At 59.1% G+C, this 16,053-nt stretch carries 13 protein-coding genes and 3 pseudogenes; 8 read left to right on the top strand and 8 right to left on the bottom strand.

The window, feature by feature from the left end; genetic code table 11:
• Positions 1-1,408: 1,408 nt before the first annotated feature.
• The 5 genes from ABLV49_RS24990 to ABLV49_RS24970 are packed head-to-tail and all read right to left on the bottom strand — an operon-like array spanning position 1,409 to position 7,004.
• Positions 1,409-2,443 carry a phosphotransferase gene (locus ABLV49_RS24990; RefSeq protein WP_349283264.1) on the bottom strand — a complete coding sequence of 345 codons (1,035 nt, stop codon included), beginning with the start codon at positions 2,441-2,443 and terminating at the stop codon, positions 1,409-1,411.
• Entirely contained in the window at positions 2,440-3,216 is a 777-nt protein-coding gene (locus ABLV49_RS24985; protein ID WP_349283262.1) for an SDR family NAD(P)-dependent oxidoreductase, read from the bottom strand. The genes ABLV49_RS24990 and ABLV49_RS24985 overlap by 4 nt, the downstream gene beginning before the upstream one ends.
• Positions 3,213-4,394, bottom strand: a complete 1,182-nt coding sequence (locus tag ABLV49_RS24980) for an acyl-CoA dehydrogenase family protein (protein WP_349283260.1) — start codon at positions 4,392-4,394, stop codon at positions 3,213-3,215. The genes ABLV49_RS24985 and ABLV49_RS24980 overlap by 4 nt, the downstream gene beginning before the upstream one ends.
• A 49-nt stretch (positions 4,395-4,443) precedes the next feature.
• On the bottom strand, positions 4,444-5,184 hold the full coding sequence (locus tag ABLV49_RS24975; protein WP_349283258.1) for an SDR family NAD(P)-dependent oxidoreductase: 741 nt from the start codon (positions 5,182-5,184) through the stop codon (positions 4,444-4,446).
• A gap of 2 nt (positions 5,185-5,186) precedes the next feature.
• Positions 5,187-7,004 carry a flavin-containing monooxygenase gene (locus ABLV49_RS24970; protein WP_349283256.1) on the bottom strand — a complete coding sequence of 606 codons (1,818 nt, stop codon included), beginning with the start codon at positions 7,002-7,004 and terminating at the stop codon, positions 5,187-5,189.
• A gap of 287 nt (positions 7,005-7,291) precedes the next feature.
• Between ABLV49_RS24970 and ABLV49_RS24965 the strand changes: the two genes are divergently transcribed.
• The 7 genes from ABLV49_RS24965 to ABLV49_RS24935 all read left to right on the top strand — a co-directional run bounded on the left by ABLV49_RS24965 (position 7,292) and on the right by ABLV49_RS24935 (position 15,105).
• Positions 7,292-8,542, top strand: a complete 1,251-nt coding sequence (locus tag ABLV49_RS24965) for an ABC transporter substrate-binding protein (RefSeq protein WP_349283254.1) — start codon at positions 7,292-7,294, stop codon at positions 8,540-8,542.
• Positions 8,543-8,853: 311 nt separating this feature from the next.
• Positions 8,854-9,732 (top strand): cyclase family protein, encoded by an 879-nt coding sequence (locus ABLV49_RS24960; RefSeq protein ID WP_349283252.1) that lies wholly within the window; start codon positions 8,854-8,856, stop codon positions 9,730-9,732.
• Between the two features lie 54 nt (positions 9,733-9,786).
• Complete coding sequence (locus ABLV49_RS24955) at positions 9,787-10,545, top strand: enoyl-CoA hydratase/isomerase family protein (RefSeq protein ID WP_349283251.1); 759 nt, start codon at positions 9,787-9,789, stop codon at positions 10,543-10,545.
• A gap of 6 nt (positions 10,546-10,551) precedes the next feature.
• On the top strand, positions 10,552-11,685 hold the full coding sequence (locus ABLV49_RS24950) for a CaiB/BaiF CoA transferase family protein (RefSeq protein ID WP_349283249.1): 1,134 nt from the start codon (positions 10,552-10,554) through the stop codon (positions 11,683-11,685).
• Between the two features lie 12 nt (positions 11,686-11,697).
• Entirely contained in the window at positions 11,698-13,404 is a 1,707-nt protein-coding gene (locus tag ABLV49_RS24945) for an AMP-binding protein (RefSeq protein ID WP_349283247.1), read from the top strand.
• 34 nt (positions 13,405-13,438) lie between these two features.
• On the top strand, positions 13,439-14,290 hold the full coding sequence (locus ABLV49_RS24940; RefSeq protein ID WP_349283245.1) for an alpha/beta fold hydrolase: 852 nt from the start codon (positions 13,439-13,441) through the stop codon (positions 14,288-14,290).
• Between the two features lie 128 nt (positions 14,291-14,418).
• A complete protein-coding gene (locus ABLV49_RS24935; RefSeq protein ID WP_349283243.1) occupies positions 14,419-15,105 on the top strand; it encodes a TetR/AcrR family transcriptional regulator in 687 nt (228 codons plus the stop codon).
• Here the strand turns inward: ABLV49_RS24935 and ABLV49_RS26160 are convergent.
• The 3 genes and pseudogenes from ABLV49_RS26160 to ABLV49_RS26150 form a co-directional block, all read right to left on the bottom strand.
• Positions 15,040-15,321: pseudogene (locus ABLV49_RS26160) on the bottom strand (hypothetical protein); the annotation flags it as partial. The gene ABLV49_RS24935 and the pseudogene ABLV49_RS26160 sit on opposite strands and share 66 nt — an antisense overlap.
• The gene (locus tag ABLV49_RS26155) at positions 15,288-15,551 is read right to left on the bottom strand and encodes an ISAzo13-like element transposase-related protein (RefSeq protein WP_415838132.1); all 264 of its coding nucleotides are present in this window, start codon (positions 15,549-15,551) and stop codon (positions 15,288-15,290) included. The gene ABLV49_RS26155 and the pseudogene ABLV49_RS26160, both read right to left, overlap by 34 nt.
• A pseudogene (locus tag ABLV49_RS26150) lies at positions 15,523-15,636 on the bottom strand (hypothetical protein); the annotation flags it as partial. The gene ABLV49_RS26155 and the pseudogene ABLV49_RS26150, both read right to left, overlap by 29 nt.
• On the opposite strand from ABLV49_RS26150, the pseudogene ABLV49_RS26145 reads away from it, so the two are divergent.
• Positions 15,613-15,911, top strand: a pseudogene (locus tag ABLV49_RS26145) (hypothetical protein); the annotation flags it as partial. The pseudogenes ABLV49_RS26150 and ABLV49_RS26145 overlap by 24 nt on opposite strands.
• Positions 15,912-16,053 lie beyond the last annotated feature (142 nt).

Raw genomic sequence — 16,053 nt, 5'->3', positions numbered from 1 at the left:
GAGCAAAGATCCACAGCGACGCAAAAGTGAATGTCCGATAGGGCATCTTGCTACGTCTGGCAGTGCGATGGTTGGACGTTGTTGACTCATTGTTTTCTCTTGGTGATCTTTACGCGCCCGGGTCATCCTATGAGCTTCCCGATATTTCAAGTAGTCTTATTACAGAAGCCCATGGTGGATTACGACAGTCACAGAGTTACAAAGCACAACTAGTGGGTCACTTGACAACTAAATTGAGTAAAGGTGCCACTATCCGCTAAGACATCGGCCATCGATGCTGCAGAAATCCCTAATCAATTGTCAAATGACCCACTAGTCGTCTGGCATCACAAAGCCCTATCCACCTCCAAAGATCCGGCCAACGTATTGAAGTTGCTGCACGCCAGCGCAGCTCCAAATTTTTCCAGCTATAGCTTAAAAATTACTTCATCCGTCACTGGCTAAACACTTTCGATTGCGGTCATTGAAAGCTGTGCCTTTCACTGTGCTGCAGAACGTTCATGTCCCGCATTGATAACAAATTATTGCGTTGCCTCGAAGATTTGTCAACATATGTGTTGATTGATTATTTGATGATCTAAGACAGAACCTTGCGCGCATGGGATTTGAAGCAGCCGCACGTCCTCGCTCAGATCCTGCTCGTCTAGGAAGACCCGGTAAGAATGACCCGACAGGCGTCGAAAGCGCTGCCCGTGCCGTCTTGGAAGGTGTTCTCCCAAGTCGCACAACAGCTTGGCAGAGGCCCGGCGAATCGTAAGCGTGCATACCGAAGCACCGTCAAGGCACAAACCCAGACTATCAGCCCATCCCATGTTCTGTGCGTCAGCACACCGTCCTGCATCCGTGATGTGGCGCTCAAGGTCAAACCAGAGCAATGCATGGCACCCTTGTTTAGAACTGTCGACGTGCGATGGCAATCCAGCCAGGGCGAACGACACTGCGACTCCTGGAAAAAAGGTTGAACCTCTTTCGTCGCCATAGTTCAGGAAATTGCTGTAGCGACGGTGCCGTTTACGCTGGCTTATCGGTAGTTTTTTATGGACGTAGGTATAAGTTGATCCTTGGCCGGCATTCAATGCGCCAAGCAGCGTGGCGAGTTCGACTGGCGGGCGTGTGCTGGCAAAAATGGCCCAGCAGCGTGCAAGCTAATGCGCAGGGTCAGCCACACGCTCAGCTGGCGCGGCAGCACGGCATCTGTTAAGTAAAAGAGGTCAAGCAGTTGAGAGTCACTATTCGAAAAATATTGAAATCGTTATCGCGAAAAAGCGAGACCTCTTTTACTTAACAGACCCTAGCCTGCAGTATGTGGAAACGGCCGCCCCAAGCATGTCGAGCGGGTCATGGCGTGAATGAACGGCCAGCCTCGGGTCAAGCACGAACCTCGAGTTTTGCCGGACTGGGGACATGATCAATTCGCCAAGAGCATCCTACCGTTAAGAGCACATTGCCAACCAAGCTCGGCTAGCGGCCCGGCCTTGGCGCCCGTTTCAAGGGCATTGGCCGATGCCGCGTTGCCGTCGGCTGCGCGCTGCGCGATACCGTGCAGGATGGCGGCCATGCGAAACAGGTTGTAGGCGATGTAGAAGTTCCAGTGCTCGGCCACTTGTCGTCCGGTCGCGTTGGCGTACATCTGCACATACTCGGCTTCGCTCGGGATGCCGAGGGCAGCGAGGTCCAACCCTCCGATGCCACGCCATAGCGCAGGCGGTATGTGCCAGCTCATGCACTGATAGGAGAAATCGGCCAGCGGGTGCCCCAGAGTGGACAGTTCCCAGTCCAGCACCCCGATCACGCGCGGCTCGCTCGGGTGGAACACCAGGTTGTCCAGCCGGTAGTCGCCATGTACCAGTGTGGTTTCATCCCTCTCGGGCAGGTTCTCGGGCAGCCACTCCATCAAGCGGTGCATCGCATCGCCCACCGGCAAGGTAGACTCCCGTGTCTGGCGTGACCAGCGGGCAATCTGGCGGCCTACGTAGTTGCCGGACTTACCGTAGCTTGCCAGCCCCACGGCGCGGTAGTCCACGCCGTGCAGGGCGGCAATAACCCGGTTCATTTCTCGGTAGATGCTGTTGCGCTCGGACGGCATCATGCCCGGCAAGGCCTGGTCGACCAGCACCCGGCCATCGAGGAACTCCATTAAATAAAAGGGGGTGCCAAGCATGGTGCTGTCCTCGCAATAGGCCAGCATCTTGGGCACCCGTACGGCTGTGTTCTGCAGTGCTTGCATCACCCGGTGTTCACGGTCAATGGCGTGCGCGCCCGGCAGCAAGTAGCCCTGCGGCTGCTTGCGCAGTACGTAGCTGCCGCGGTCAGTTGTGATCTTGAAGGTGGGGTTGGATTGCCCGCCCGACAAGACAGCGATGTGGATGGTGCCGGAGCCGGCCAGGCCTTGGGCGCGCAGGTACTGTTCCAGCGCTTCCCAGGAAGATGGCGTGGAGCTCATAGCGAACTCACCAGGTGGGCGCCGTCGACTGCCAGGGTCGCGCCCGACATGGCCGCGCCTGCTTCGCTCGCCAGCAGCAACAGCGGGCCGTCGAGGTCAGACATGGCTCCGAAGCGCCGGCTGGGAATGCGGGCGCGCAGTTTCTGGCCCGCTTCACTGCCCAAAAAATTGTGGTTCAGGTCGGTGGCCACATAGCCGGGCAGCAACGCATTGACGCGGATACGGTGTCGCCCGAGCTCCAGCGCAAGGGCTTTGGTAGCCTGGATGACACCCGCCTTGGAGATTGCATAAGGCGCCACACCGCCCGCAACGCGCTCACCCAGGATAGAGGCGATGTTGATGATGCTGCCGCTCTGCCCGGCCGCAACCAGGCGGCGCGCCGCTTCGGTGGCTACAAGCCAACTGCCCTTGAGATTGGTTGCAATCACGTTGTCAAAATCGGCTTCGGTCTGGTCCAGCACCGACTTGGTGACCGTGACGCCAGCGTTGTTGACCACCACATCGGGAGTCCCCCACGAGGCGAGCTCGTCGAAACAGGCACGCACGCTGGCCGCATCGGTCACGTCCAGCGCCACTGCTCGGGCATGGCCGCCGGCTTCGGTGATAGCGCTCACCAGCGATTGCAACTTGTCCAACCGGCGCGCGGCCACCGCCACGCGGGCGCCAGCGCTGGCCAGCAGGTGGGCAAAGTGTTCGCCAAGGCCGCTGGAGGCGCCAGTGACGAGGGCCACCTTACCGTCGAGTTTGAAGGTGTCGAAAACACTCGCGCTCATGCCACATCTCCTGCAGGTTTGAGAGCTTGCATCAGCTTGCGCGCCATGCTCCAGCGGTGCACTTCGTTGGGGCCGTCGTAGATGCGGAACGCCCGCATGTCAGTGAAGGTGCGCATCACCGTCGATTCGCTCGTGACACCTTGACCGCCCAAAATTTGCACGCAGCGGTCCACCACCCGCCATTCGGCCTCAGAGCAGACCACCTTGGCTCTGCTGGACTCGAAGTTGCATTGCTCGCCCTGGTCGAGCATCCAGGCGGTGTGCCAGATGTGCAGGCGCGCGGTTTGCAGATCCATGTCGTTGTCGGCCAGCATGAAACCCACGCCTTCGTGCGAGGCCAGGGCCTTGCCAAATGCCTGCCGTTTGCTGGCGTAAGCCAAGGCGGCGTCGTGGGCTCGGCGGGCTTGGCCCAGCCAGCGCATGCAGTGTGTCAGACGGGCCGGGGCCAGTCGGATCTGCGCATAGCGAAATCCCTTACCGATTTCGCCCAGCACATCTTTGGCCGGAATGCGCACGTTATCGAAGCGCAACACGCCGTGGCCGCCGGTGAAACAGCTGTCCATTGCGTCCATGCTGCGTTCCAGTACGATACCTTCGCGGTCCATGTCGCTCAGGAACATGGTGGCCGAGCCGTCTTCCATGCGCGCCATGATGATGACATAGGCAGCGCCTTCGGCCCCGGTGATAAACCACTTGGTGCCGTTGATCACGTAGTCGTCGCCGTCACGTACCGCACTTGTTTTGAGCATGGAGGGATCGGCGCCCGCGCCTGGTGCGGGTTCAGTCATTGCGAAGCAGGAGCGGATGTGCCCTTGCACCTGCGGGCGCAGCCAGCGTTCCTTCTGCTCTGCGTTGGCAGCCAATTCCATCAGGTGGATGTTGCCCTCGTCCGGGGCATGGATGTTCATGGCCGTCGGGCCCAGCCAGGAGTAACCAGCCTCCTCGAATACCAAGGCCTTGGCGACATGGCTCAGGCCCAACCCGCCCATCTCGATTGAGGCGTGTGGCGTCAGCAAACCGGCGGCGCGTGCGCGCTCCACCAGGTCTTGGCGTAGTGCCTCGCTCGGGCCATGCGAGCTCTGGCGGGCGTCATCTTCAAGCGGTATAACCTGCTCGGCAATGAACTGTCGCGTACGGTCACGCAGTTCACATATCTCGTTGGAAATTTGGAAGTTCATGTTTACTGGTGTCCCTTGCTTTTTCTGGCGCTGCTTGTCTTCAAAAAATTTAACTGATGGAAAATCCACCATCTACTGGCAGCGATACACCGGTGACATAACTCGCCAGATCTGAAGCGAGGAAGGCGATCGGGCCAGTCATTTCGCTTGGGTCACCAAAACGCTTCATCGGTATGTTGGTCATGTAAAACTCTTTGCGTTTCTCGTCCATGTAATCGGTCATAGGTGTATGGAAGGCGCCTGGAATCACCGCGTTGACCCGGATGCCGTCGGTGGCGAGTTCTTTGGCCAGTGTTCGCGTCAGAGCCAACACTCCAGCCTTGGCAGCTCCATAGCCGGCAAAGGTGCCAAGCGCGAAATTTGCCGCAATGGATGCTGTGTTCACGATGGAGCCCTGGGTTTCCCTTAGCTGCGGCAGGAACGCGAGAATGGGGAGCATGGTCCCGTCCAGATTGACCTTGATGACATCGTTCCAGTTTTTCTGAAAGTCTGGGTCATCGACCGAACCGTGCCGCAGTATGGCCGCGTTGTTCACCAACACGGACAGTGCGCCGGACTTGGCCTTGACGGCCGCAGCGGCCTGTGCACACGAAGCCGTGTCGGCCACGTCCATGTGCAGCGGCCAGGCTATCCCACCGGCGGCCACGATCTCTGCCGCCGTAGCGGTGGCCAGGTCGAGCCGAATATCGGCCACGATCACCTCGGCCCTGAGCCGGGCCAGGCCTTTCGCAATGGCAGCGCCGTTGCCCATGCCGGAACCCGTGACCAGAATCTTTCGTCCTGTAAGCATGCTCAATTCTCCTCGCGTTTGACCACCGGCATATCGGCCCTTGCTGGTAACAGTCCTTCAAGCGCGGCCTTGATTTCTATGGCCAGGTAGCGCGAATTGAGGCGAGCGTCGATCAGTGCCCCCCCCATGACCCAGAAGCCGTCTTGCGCGGTCCGGCGCCACATGTTGCGCATCTGGTAGTCCTTGTCGAAGCCCCAGATGGGCCCCACACGGTCGGCAATGTCATCGCCCACCAAGCGCCGGATGCCTTCTTGCATGTTCTTGAAGCCAGTCGCGAGTACCACGACATCGCATGGAATGACGCTGCCGTCTTTCATACGCAGGCCTTCTGCCACAAAGCGGTCAGCATCGCTGCCCTGAATCACACCTACATCGCCGTTGGCAATCAGTTCAGCACAGCCCACGTTGATGTAGTAGCCGCCTTCGCCGCGCAAGTACATCATGTGAAAACCCGTGTTGTCACGCCCGTAATAGGTCTCAAAGCCGACCTTGTTCAGGCTGTCCAGCATAGGCTTGTCCATTTCACCGCAGCGCTTGGACATGAACTGGTAGGTTTGCTCCAGCACTGGGTAGGGAATGGCGGAGGTGACCAGGTCGATGTCGTGGACCGATAGTCCCTCGCTGTAGATTTTGTACACCATGGTAGCGCTCGGCTCCAGACTGACCACACAGGTTGGGCTACGCTGGTACATCCACACCTTCTCGGCGCCGTTAACGTGCAAGTCTTGCGCCACGTCGTGCCCGCTGTTGCCCGTACCGATCACGATGGCACGCTTGCCTTGGTAATTCTTACCGTGGCTGTAGTGGCCAGAGTGCATGACTTCGCCCTTGAAGTCCTGAATGCCGTCAATGTCGGGAATGTTCGGGATCGAACCGCTGACCCCGATAGCGATGGTTAGGTGGGGGCAACGCACGATGCGGTCCGGCTTGCCCGAACGGCGCAGAGTGGCGGTCCAGATCTTTTGGATGTCGTCGTAGCTGGCGTTGACGAGCTCGGTGCCGGTCCATACATTGAGTTCCAGCGCCTCGGCATACGACTCCAGCCAGCCGGCCAGTCGGTCTTTGGACAACCACAGCGGCCAGGTTTCGGGAAACTTGATGTAGGGCATGTGGTTAGCAGTGGACTCGTTGTGCAGCGTCAGCGAGTGGTAGCGCTCCCGCCAGACATCACCAATGCGTTCGGTCTTGTCGACCACAAGCGTGTCTACTCCCAGCTGGCCCAGCCGTGCGGCCAGTATCAAGCCGGCATGGCCCGCGCCCACGATCAAAACTTCCGGGTCTCGGTCCTCGAAGGTTTGCTGGCGCTGGCGGTCGTCCATCCAGTTGTTGGGGGTGGTGTTCATGGCGTACTGGTTGCCCGTAGGGCGCCGAGCCCCTATTTTTTCTTCGAAGCCGTGCAGTTCTTGCAAGCTTGTCAGCAGCATCCAAATGCGTGGGTTCATCGGATCGGTGGGGTTGTGCAGAAGCCGCACAAAGGCTGTTCCGCGACCGAACTTGGTCTGAAAGTCGAAGAACCCTTCCAGAACTGACTTGGCCGAACGGCGGGTGATGCGCGGCGCAGTACGGCCTGGCGAGACCACGATGGAGTGGGGTTCAAACCTATGCAGTGCATCGTTGAAGGCCGCTTGAATCTGGCTGTGCCCAACGAAGGTTCGGTGCTCCCACGAGAAGGAAAGAAAGTCCTTCCAGTAACTCTCGGTGTCAAAGTGCTGGAGCAAGGCTGGGACATCGCCTGCCTCCAGTGTTCGTCCAAAACGTTCGACCCAGGATGTGAATATGGTCTCTGCGGTTGGCGGTGCAACCTGCTCGATCTTGCTCATGTGTACTTGCTCCTTCGTTGTCTCGCCGAACCGAATTGTTCTGCGGTTTTAAAGGAATATACCGACGTAACTCTTTTCTGTCAACACATGTGTTGACGAATATTTTGAGTTAGATGTGGCGCTATGGATATGGCAATTATTTATCAACACAGATGTTGACGACTTGAAAATCCGATGTCACAATGAATCGCCAGTCGCTGTAAAGGTTGAGCCCAACAGCGTGCTCAGTCTGTACGACAAGGTGTGTGGGCGACACAGGTCGCCAGTAACAACTCAGGAGACAAAACATGAAGATGAATCGACGTCAGATAGCGTTTGGCTTGGCCGGATCGCTCGTAGGTGCAGGCATGCTGACTCATTCGGCATGGGCTCAGTCCACACCCATCAAGATCGGAGTGATCACCCAGTTAACCGGCTTTGCGCAGATCTATGGCGAGGCCAACAAGATAGGCGCCGAGATCGCCTCGCAGCGCATCAATGCCGCCGGCGGCATCAACGGCCGCCCGATTGAAATCGTGTTGCGCGACGATAAGGGCTCACCCGACGGCACGATTGCCGCCTACCGCGACCTCGTCTCAGCAGGGGTGAAGCTGTTCGTCGCAGGTCCAGTCTCCGGAACCGTGGTGGCACTCGCACCTTTATTGAAGGGCACCGATCACATTCTGATGGCTGCGGGTCCTAACAACCTGGCAATTACCCACGAGTTGTACAACGCCAATGTCTTCCGCCTGCAATTAACCTCGGTCCCGGTCTTTGAAGGCCTGGGTGTAGTGCTGGGCCAGAAGGCGCCCGAGGTGCGCAACTGGATCGCCATCAGTTCCGACCAACAAGCCAACCAGGAACTCTCCCGAATCTTCCTGAACTCGCTCAAGAAGTTTCACGCCAACAAGGGCGTGAACATCACGGTGCAGGCCCCTGTGCTGTCCAAGGCCGGTGCCGGTGACTTCCGCGCTCAGATCTCCCAGATCGTCAACTCGGGCGCCACAGGCGTGCTGAACGCCTTGGTAGGTTCCGACAGCCTTACCTTTTACAAGCAGGCCAAGGCCTTTGGCCTGGACCAGAAGATGCAGGTCTTTGTTGATGTGAGTGCGAACCTCAGCTCAATGAGCTCAATCGCCACTTCGACACCGAAATCCGTCTGGTCGCCGAACTACTGGTATCCGCAAGGTGACACCAACAACACCGTTTCCCAAGCTGTTTACAAATTAGCAGTCGAAAAAACGGGCTCGTCTTATCCTTTCGGTTTCGTCGCATTTGCACACGATGCGGTAGTGGCCATCGCCGAAGCGATCAAGGCTGCTAAAACTACCGAGACCAAGTCTCTAATCGCGGCCATCGAGGCAGGCTCGCCCTTGGGGGCCGCCGGGCCCATCGTGTTCCGCAAGGCCGATCACACCTATACCGGTGAGATGACCTACGTCAAGTTCGGCGCTGACCCAACTGCGAAAGATGGCATCAAGGTGTCGGATGTCGTCAAGCTGCAGTCCAAGGATTACATGGAGCCGGCCACGCCGGGCCAGAAGTTCACGATCGAGTAAGGGCACTGGCGGGGCTTTGGGGTGGGGCAATGTCGCTACGCCATGGACCCCTTCATTCAAAGCCAACTGGCATCGAACGTTCACGCACCAAAGCCGATGAGGCTCTAGCAGTTGCTCGCTTAACCTGAACACATGCAATTGCGCACACAGAGTAAAGCCGGAATGCAGTCTGCAGCAGGAAATTTTTATATGTTTATCACCAGCACAGGGCTTGCAAAGCGGCAGGCCGGTTCACAACCAGAGTCACGTCCGGCCCTGCATTCAGGGTGCCCAACGGTTGTGCCATCCACCAACCATAAGGAGCAACGCTTGTGAGCAGCCATCAAAGTTCAACACAAAATTACCCGACGACCTTGAGCGGTGCCTTGCGCTTTATTGATAAAGCCGCGGTCGCTAGGGGCATGGCCGCAGTCAAGCGCTACGAGGCGATTTCACTGGGTATGCCCATCGTGCACGGCGGCGGACCCATTGCGCCCCTGCGCTCTCCGACTCAGCATTACATGCGGCGTCACGGGGGTGACTACGCCACCGGCGCCAAAAAAGAAGTGGACGGTTTTGGCTTCTCGGACGATGTGATCATGCTCTCCACCCATGGCACCACGCATGTCGATGCCCTGTGCCACGTGTTTTGCTGCGGTCACATGTTCGGCGGCATTCCGGCCAGCGAAGTGAGCAGCAGCGGTAGCCGGCACCTTGGGGCCGAAACCATACCCGCCATCGCGACGCGTGCCATTGTGGTCGATGCCGTGCCCGAGGGCACGCAATGGCTGGCGCCGGGGCATGGCATTCCTGCCGCCCGCCTACAGGCGCTGATCGACGCCGCCGGTTTGACAGTTGAGCCAGGCGACGCGCTGATCGTGCGCACCGGCTCGCTGCTGGCCTACCGCCATGGCGAGGCGCACGACCGCAGCTGGCCGGGCCTAGGCGCCGATTGTGTGGAATGGGTAAAGGAGAAAAAGATTTCTCTGATAGGAGCCGACAACATAGGCGTGGAAGTGATCCCGTCCCAGGTTCCGGGGGTGGCCACGCCGCTGCACAGCGGGCTTATGTTCGCGGAGGGAGTGCTGTTCATTGAACTGATGGACCTGGAAGCCGTAGCAGGAAAAACCTTCGAGGCGATGCTGACGGTCAACCCCCTGCGCATCGTGGGCGGAACAGCCAGCCCGCTGGCACCCATGCTGCTCTTGTAACCCCCATTAAGCAATCCCCTGCTTGTCAGCGCACACATCATCGGAGAATCTCGTATGGGACGCATTATTTTTACGATCGATGGCCCCGTGGCCACAATTGCGCTGGACAGCCCGGACAATCACAATGCGGTGGACGCCGCGATGCGCCAGGCCCTGACCGAGGCCTACGAAACCATAGACAAGGACGACAGTATCCGCGTGGGCGTCATCCATGGTGCCAACGGCGGCTCGTTCTGCGCGGGCGGCTCGATCGACGGCTATTTGCAAGCCCAAGTATTCGGTCCCGACGCCCAGCCCTTGCCACGCATTCCCCGCCCATTTCCGGCCCGAAAGCCCTACATCGCGGCCATGACTGGCTTTGCCTTGGGAGGCGGTTTCGCCTTGGCATTGACTTGCGACCTGCGTGTGGCGGGTAAGGGCGCGCAAATGGGGCCGACCGGTCTGAAGCTCGGCGCCGTGCAGGGGGCCCAAACCATCAGTCGGCTCACCCGTCTGCTGGGGGGCAGCCGGGCATTGGAAGTGCTGCTGCTCTCTAAACAGCTGACGGGCGAGCAAGCCGCAGAGATTGGCCTGGTCAATGCCGTCACCGACGATGACAAGGTTCTGAAGCAGGCGCTCGAGTGGGCGCGCGCTATCGCTGAGTTCAGCCCCTGGGCCGTGGCCATGACCAAGCAACTGGTCTACGAAGGACAACATCTGTCCTTGGAGGACGCCATCGCCTGGGAAGACCAGGTGGCCACCGAGGGCTACAAACGGCCCGAAGCACTTGAGGGCTTTACCGCCTTCAAGGAACGTCGTCATCCCAAGTTCTGAAGCACCATGAGCGGACCACTAAAAGGTATCAAGATTGTCCATCTCGCCTCGCTGGGGCCGGGGCCTTACGCCGCGATGTTGTTGGCCGATCTGGGTTGCGATGTCACCATCATCGACCGGACCGGACCGATGATGGTTTCGGTGCCGCAAGGCCAAGACCCGCGACGGCGCAGTCAACGCAGCATCGCGCTGGACCTTAAGCAGGCCGAGGCGCGCAGCCTGGCGATGGAACTGATTGCGCAGGCCGATGTATTGATTGAGGGCATGCGGCCCGGCGTGACCGAGCGCCTGGGACTGGGGCCTGCGGATTGCCACCAATCCAACCCCGGCTTGATTTATGCCCGGGTCACGGGCTGGGGCCAGAGTGGCCCTTTGGCCCTGCGAGCCGGGCACGACATCAACTACATCGCACTGAGTGGCGCCCTGTACGCCATGGGCGAGCCTGGCAGTCCGCCACCTGTGCCGCTCAACTTGCTGGGCGACTACGCCGGTGGTGGCGCTTTTGTGGTCATGGGCATCATGGCCGCGCTGATCGAGCGCGGACGGACAGGGCGCGGCCAGGTTATCGACGGGGCCATTGTCGATGGCGTCGCGTCCCTGACCGCGGCCACGCTGGGTATGAAAGCCGCTGGTCGCTGGGGTGATCGCGGAACCAACCTGTTCGACGGCTCGGCCCCCTGGTACCGCACTTACCGCACCCGCGATGGCGGCTATGTTGCCGTGGGAGCCATCGAGCCGCAGTTTTACGATGAACTGCTGCGCGGCCTGGGGCTGGACCCGGTTCAGTGGCCGCGCGAGGACCGCGCACGTTGGCCCGCGATCGAAGCGACTTTCGCGCAGCTATTCGCGGCGCAAGACCGCGCGCACTGGCAAGTCGTGTTTGACGAGACCGATGCCTGCGTGTCGCCTGTGCTGAGCTTTGAAGAGGCGGCGGCCCACCCCCACCACCAGGCACGGGGCACCTACATATCGGTCGATGGCATCACACAACCCGCACCTGCCCCCTGTATGAGTTACGACGTGTCGGTGGCCCCCGGCAGCCCGCCCAGACAAGGCGCAGATACAGACGTTGTCTTGCGCAATCTAGGCCGGAGCGAAGAAGACATAAAGAGACTGCGCACTAGTGGGGCGGTAGCTTAACAGGAGACAAAAATGGACTATCTCAACCAAATCAAACCGACGGACTGCTTCGCGCACCGCTTGCTGGAAACTCGCGCCTTGGAAAACCCCAACGACACCTTCTTCACTTTTGAAGGGGAAAGCTACACCTTTGCACAGTGCAACCAGACTGCCAACCGCCTGGCGCGAAACCTGCTTCAGGCGGGGATTCAAGCAGGAACTTATGTGGCGGTCCTGATGGAAACATCGGTCGAATACCTGCACCTGTGGATGGCCTTATCCAAGCTCGGGGCGGTGTCTGTTCCCATCAACACGGCCTACCGCGGCGACATCCTCACCCATGTGCTCAAGACCTGCCAAGCCACGGTCTGTGTGATGGACGAGTGCTTTGTAGGCATTGTGGAAGAGGCCAGCGCCGGCTTCGAGTCCTTTGCCCAGGTCTACGTGCGCGCGCCTGAGGGCAGGGCTCTATCTGCTGGCGCCAAGCACTTCGAGACTCTGTATAGCCCCAACGACGACAGCAACCTCGTCGTGGCGCAGCGGCACGACGACACCGCAGTCATCATCTTCACCTCCGGCACCACGGGGCCGTCCAAGGGCGTCATCTTGTCCCATCACTATCTCACCGCCTATGGACTGATGTACGCCGAGATCAACGGTCTCAAAGACGACGATGTGGTGATGAACTTCTTGCCATTCTTCCACATCGCAGCCAAGTTCATGACCATTGGCACTCTGGTTTCACGTGGTCGGATGCTGCTGCAAAAGCGCCTGAGTATTTCGACCTTCTGGCAAGAGGTGAAGGCGCATAGGGTGACCAATTTCATTGGTGTGGGCGGCATCTGCAACATGCTGATATCTCGGCCTGAAACTGCCGACGATTCCAAGACCACCATCCGAACCATTTACGCAGTGCCTGACCCGGCCGATATTCATGCCGAGTTGGAGAGACGATTTGGCTGCCAGATCACGACCGTGTTCGGCTCCACGGAAGCCGGCTTGCCGCTGTTTCGGGGTGTTGGCGATGCCTATCGACCCAAATCGTGTGGCCGTGTCAGCCCTTACTACGAGGTTCAGATCGTGGACGCCGACGACAACCCCGTCCCGGTGGGCACCACCGGTGAAATCGTGGTGCGCCCCAAGCGCCCGTTCCTGACGGGCTCGGGTTACATCGGGATGCCGGAACGCACCATCACCGCCTGGCGTAACCTCTGGCTGCACACTGGCGACAGCGGTCATATGGATGAAGACGGTTGGTTCTACTTCGATGACCGCGTCAGTGACTCGATCCGCCGGCGCGGCGAGAATATATCTTCCTTTGAGGTCGAAGTGCTGGTGAACAAGCATCCTGCGGTGTCAGAAGCCGTTGCGGTGGCCACGCCCTCTGAAATCGGGGAAGACGAGGTGTTAGTGCAGGTCATCCTGCGCGAAGGCCACACCCTGCGGCCGGAGGATCTGCTCAAGCACTGCTGCGAGCAAATGCCATATTTCATGGTCCCGCGCTTCATCGGGATTGTCAATGACTTCCCGCGTACCGCCACTGCCAAGGTGGAGAAGTACCGCATCCGGGCGGCAAGCCGCAGCGCCCAGATCTGGGACCGCGAGGAGCAAGGCTGGAAAGTGACGCGGGAAGGCCTGTTTGACCCGCAAGGCCAGGCCGTGGGGAGTTTCTCGGCACCTTGCCATGGATCTGCCTTGGCTGCACCTTCCCAGAAAATGGCAGAGCTGGTTCGCGATTAATACTTTTTCTATCGAGATCTAACCTAGGAATGCCATGCATCTGAGAACCATTCAATTCAAGATTCCCGCTGGCTTGACCATCACCGGCGACGTTATGGGGCCTGAATCGGGGCAGCCGGTCCTGCTGCTGCACGGCGGCGGTCAGACACGTGGCACTTGGAAAAACACCATCGAAACCCTGGCCGGTTTGGGTTACCGCGCGTATTCCCTCGATGCCCGGGGGCATGGCGACAGCGACTACGACCCCCAAGGCAACTACACCCCCGACGACTTCTCGCAAGACCTGCTCTCGGTTATCGACCAGATCGGGCAGCCGCCAATATTGATCGGGGCTTCGCTGGGAGGGGTGATTTCCTTGTTGACCGCAGGTGAAGGTGGTCCAGCAGTGGCCAAGGGCTTGGTGCTGGTGGACGTGGCTGCGCGCACCAATCCCTATGGGGTGGCACGCGTGTTGGGTTTCATGAGTGCGCACCCGAATGGATTTGCCAATGTAAGTGAGGCCGCCGATGCCGTTGCGGTTTATGCGCCTGAGCGGCCGCGCCCTAGTAGTACGGCGGGGCTGGAGCGCAATCTGCGGAAATTGGGTGAGCGCTACTATTGGCACTGGGACCAACGCTTTTTGGACAGCTGGCATCCCGCCCACAAGGCGGCCTTGGGCCGCTTGGAGAAAGCCGCTCAACAGCTGAGCGTTCCGACCATGATCGTGCATGCCGCTGAGAGCGATGTGCTGGGTGAAGACGAGATACGGCATCTGCAGGGCTTGGTACCCCACGCGGAATATGTCCGGGTGGAGAACGCCGGGCACATGGTGGTGGGCGACAAGAACAGCGAGTTCAACCAGGCCATATTGGCGTTCCTGGCCAAGCATTCGCCGATCGGCGGTTGACGGCGAGCATTCTGGCCTGCTGACCGCTGTTCTCAGTCGGCACCACTCTGTATTTCGTGCGTCGATAATCTCTCCAATGAGGAATGCGATACAAGGAAGGGTTGGGAGATATGACTGAACGAACAAACATGAAACGTCGCCGCGATGCTAATGCAGACGAAAGCAGCGCTTTCTACCAGGAGCGCCGCAAAGAGATTGTCGACCAGGCCGCGCTAGCCTTCCTGGAGCGCGGGTTTCAGGCAACGAGCATCGGCATCATTGCCGAGAAACTCAACACCGACCGCGCCAGCATCTATTACTACTTTGGCTCCAAGCAGGAACTGTTTCGCGAGGTGGTTCGCGAGGTCGGTCTCAAGGCGGTGGAGGCGGCCGAGGCCATTGCAAAAAGCGAGGGGCCGGCCGACCAGAAGCTGCGACAGGCCTTCCAGGCTGTGATGGAAACCTACGACGTGTCCTATCCCTACATGAATGTGTTCCTGCAGGAAAATTTTTCGGTGGTGCACGAGGCTCAGGACGAATGGAGCGCCGAGGCCCGAGATTGGGGACGGCGCTACTACGTGGCGATCCGGCAGATCATCCAGCAGGGGGTGGATGACCAAGTATTTCACCTGACATTGCCCGTGGGCGTTACGACCATGGCCGTGCTGGGGACCGTCAACTGGACGCACCGCTGGTACAAGCCGGGCGGGATCTTGGGCCCGCAGGTACTTGGCGAAGGGTTTGCCAACATGCTCCTCAATGGGCTCACATCACCCGCCAACATTCCGAAGCCGCCTAAGCAGAAGCGCAAGTCCGAGAAGGATCGGGCCCTCTGAACAAACTGGCCTGCCGGTGGCCTGTTCGGTATTCATATAGGTGCCAGACGGTGCGCTAAACCATCGATCTGTACGAGCAGGACGGCTGCTCAGCCATGCACCTTCCTGTCCTGTGCATGTCGTCGTGTCCGAGGTATAGCGGGTCAGCGACTCGAAGCCGCGCAGGGGTTTGCCCGCCCAGTTCAGGCTGATGTGGCTGAACAGCCAGTGTTCGATCGGGTTCCACTTGGGAAGCAACCGCTTGGGTAGTGGCAAACGGTCACCGCCAGGCCACAGGTATCGCATAACTGCTCCTGCAACCGGGCTTTCCACACCCGCGAACGGCAGCTGTTGGAGCCGCCGGCGTCGGCCAGGTTGAAGCAGGCGCTTGGCCTGAGGGTAGCGCTGATGTCCTTCGCACTGCCACCAGTCGGTGATTGTCTCGACTGCGAAGCGAGGCGTATCAAAGCAGTCTCCTATGCCGACATAGCCGTGATTGTCATTGAGGCTGTCAATGCCGCACGGACCTTTGCGCTCGGCGGCTCGCGCCACAAGCTCTCCATGATTGCCAGCGTCACCAATCAGGGAAAGACAAGCTGGAGGGTCACGGACCCTGAAAATCACTTGAACGCAGACCCCAAACAGTCCATGGGAAAGCAGGTTCCTGTGCGAGAACCAAGGCCAAGTTGAGGGGCGCTTCCGACCAGCAAATGGTCATGCTTGAGAACTCATCCCAGCAGATTCAGAGTTTCTTTCAGGACCGTCAAATATGCCGCAGCTTAAGACTTCTTGGGGTCGAATCAACAATTCATCAACACATGTGTTGACAATATGTTTGGACCTCGCAATAATTAATCCAAAGCGCTGGGCTCTACATGCACAGGCCTTACAAAGAAGGAGACAAGACCTATGACCTCATTCGAGGAAATTGACACCGCCATGGGCATAACGCCCCCGCCCTGCGGGGCT

Source organism: Polaromonas hydrogenivorans (assembly GCF_040105105.1).
Taxonomy (GTDB): domain Bacteria; phylum Pseudomonadota; class Gammaproteobacteria; order Burkholderiales; family Burkholderiaceae_C; genus Polaromonas; species Polaromonas hydrogenivorans.
The sequence above is the reverse complement of the archived record's forward strand: the minus strand, read 5'-3'. Positions and strand labels throughout refer to the sequence as shown.

Coding starts and splice junctions, on each gene's coding strand:
- ABLV49_RS24985 (WP_349283262.1), bottom strand. CDS start 3,216: ATGAGCGCGAGTGTTTTCGACACCTTCAAACTCGACGGTAAGGTGGCC.
- ABLV49_RS24935 (WP_349283243.1), top strand. CDS start 14,419: ATGAAACGTCGCCGCGATGCTAATGCAGACGAAAGCAGCGCTTTCTAC.
- ABLV49_RS24990 (WP_349283264.1), bottom strand. CDS start 2,443: ATGAGCTCCACGCCATCTTCCTGGGAAGCGCTGGAACAGTACCTGCGC.
- ABLV49_RS24975 (WP_349283258.1), bottom strand. CDS start 5,184: ATGCTTACAGGACGAAAGATTCTGGTCACGGGTTCCGGCATGGGCAAC.
- ABLV49_RS24945 (WP_349283247.1), top strand. CDS start 11,698: ATGGACTATCTCAACCAAATCAAACCGACGGACTGCTTCGCGCACCGC.
- ABLV49_RS24955 (WP_349283251.1), top strand. CDS start 9,787: ATGGGACGCATTATTTTTACGATCGATGGCCCCGTGGCCACAATTGCG.
- ABLV49_RS24950 (WP_349283249.1), top strand. CDS start 10,552: ATGAGCGGACCACTAAAAGGTATCAAGATTGTCCATCTCGCCTCGCTG.
- ABLV49_RS24980 (WP_349283260.1), bottom strand. CDS start 4,394: ATGAACTTCCAAATTTCCAACGAGATATGTGAACTGCGTGACCGTACG.
- ABLV49_RS24940 (WP_349283245.1), top strand. CDS start 13,439: ATGCATCTGAGAACCATTCAATTCAAGATTCCCGCTGGCTTGACCATC.
- ABLV49_RS24970 (WP_349283256.1), bottom strand. CDS start 7,004: ATGAGCAAGATCGAGCAGGTTGCACCGCCAACCGCAGAGACCATATTC.
- ABLV49_RS24965 (WP_349283254.1), top strand. CDS start 7,292: ATGAAGATGAATCGACGTCAGATAGCGTTTGGCTTGGCCGGATCGCTC.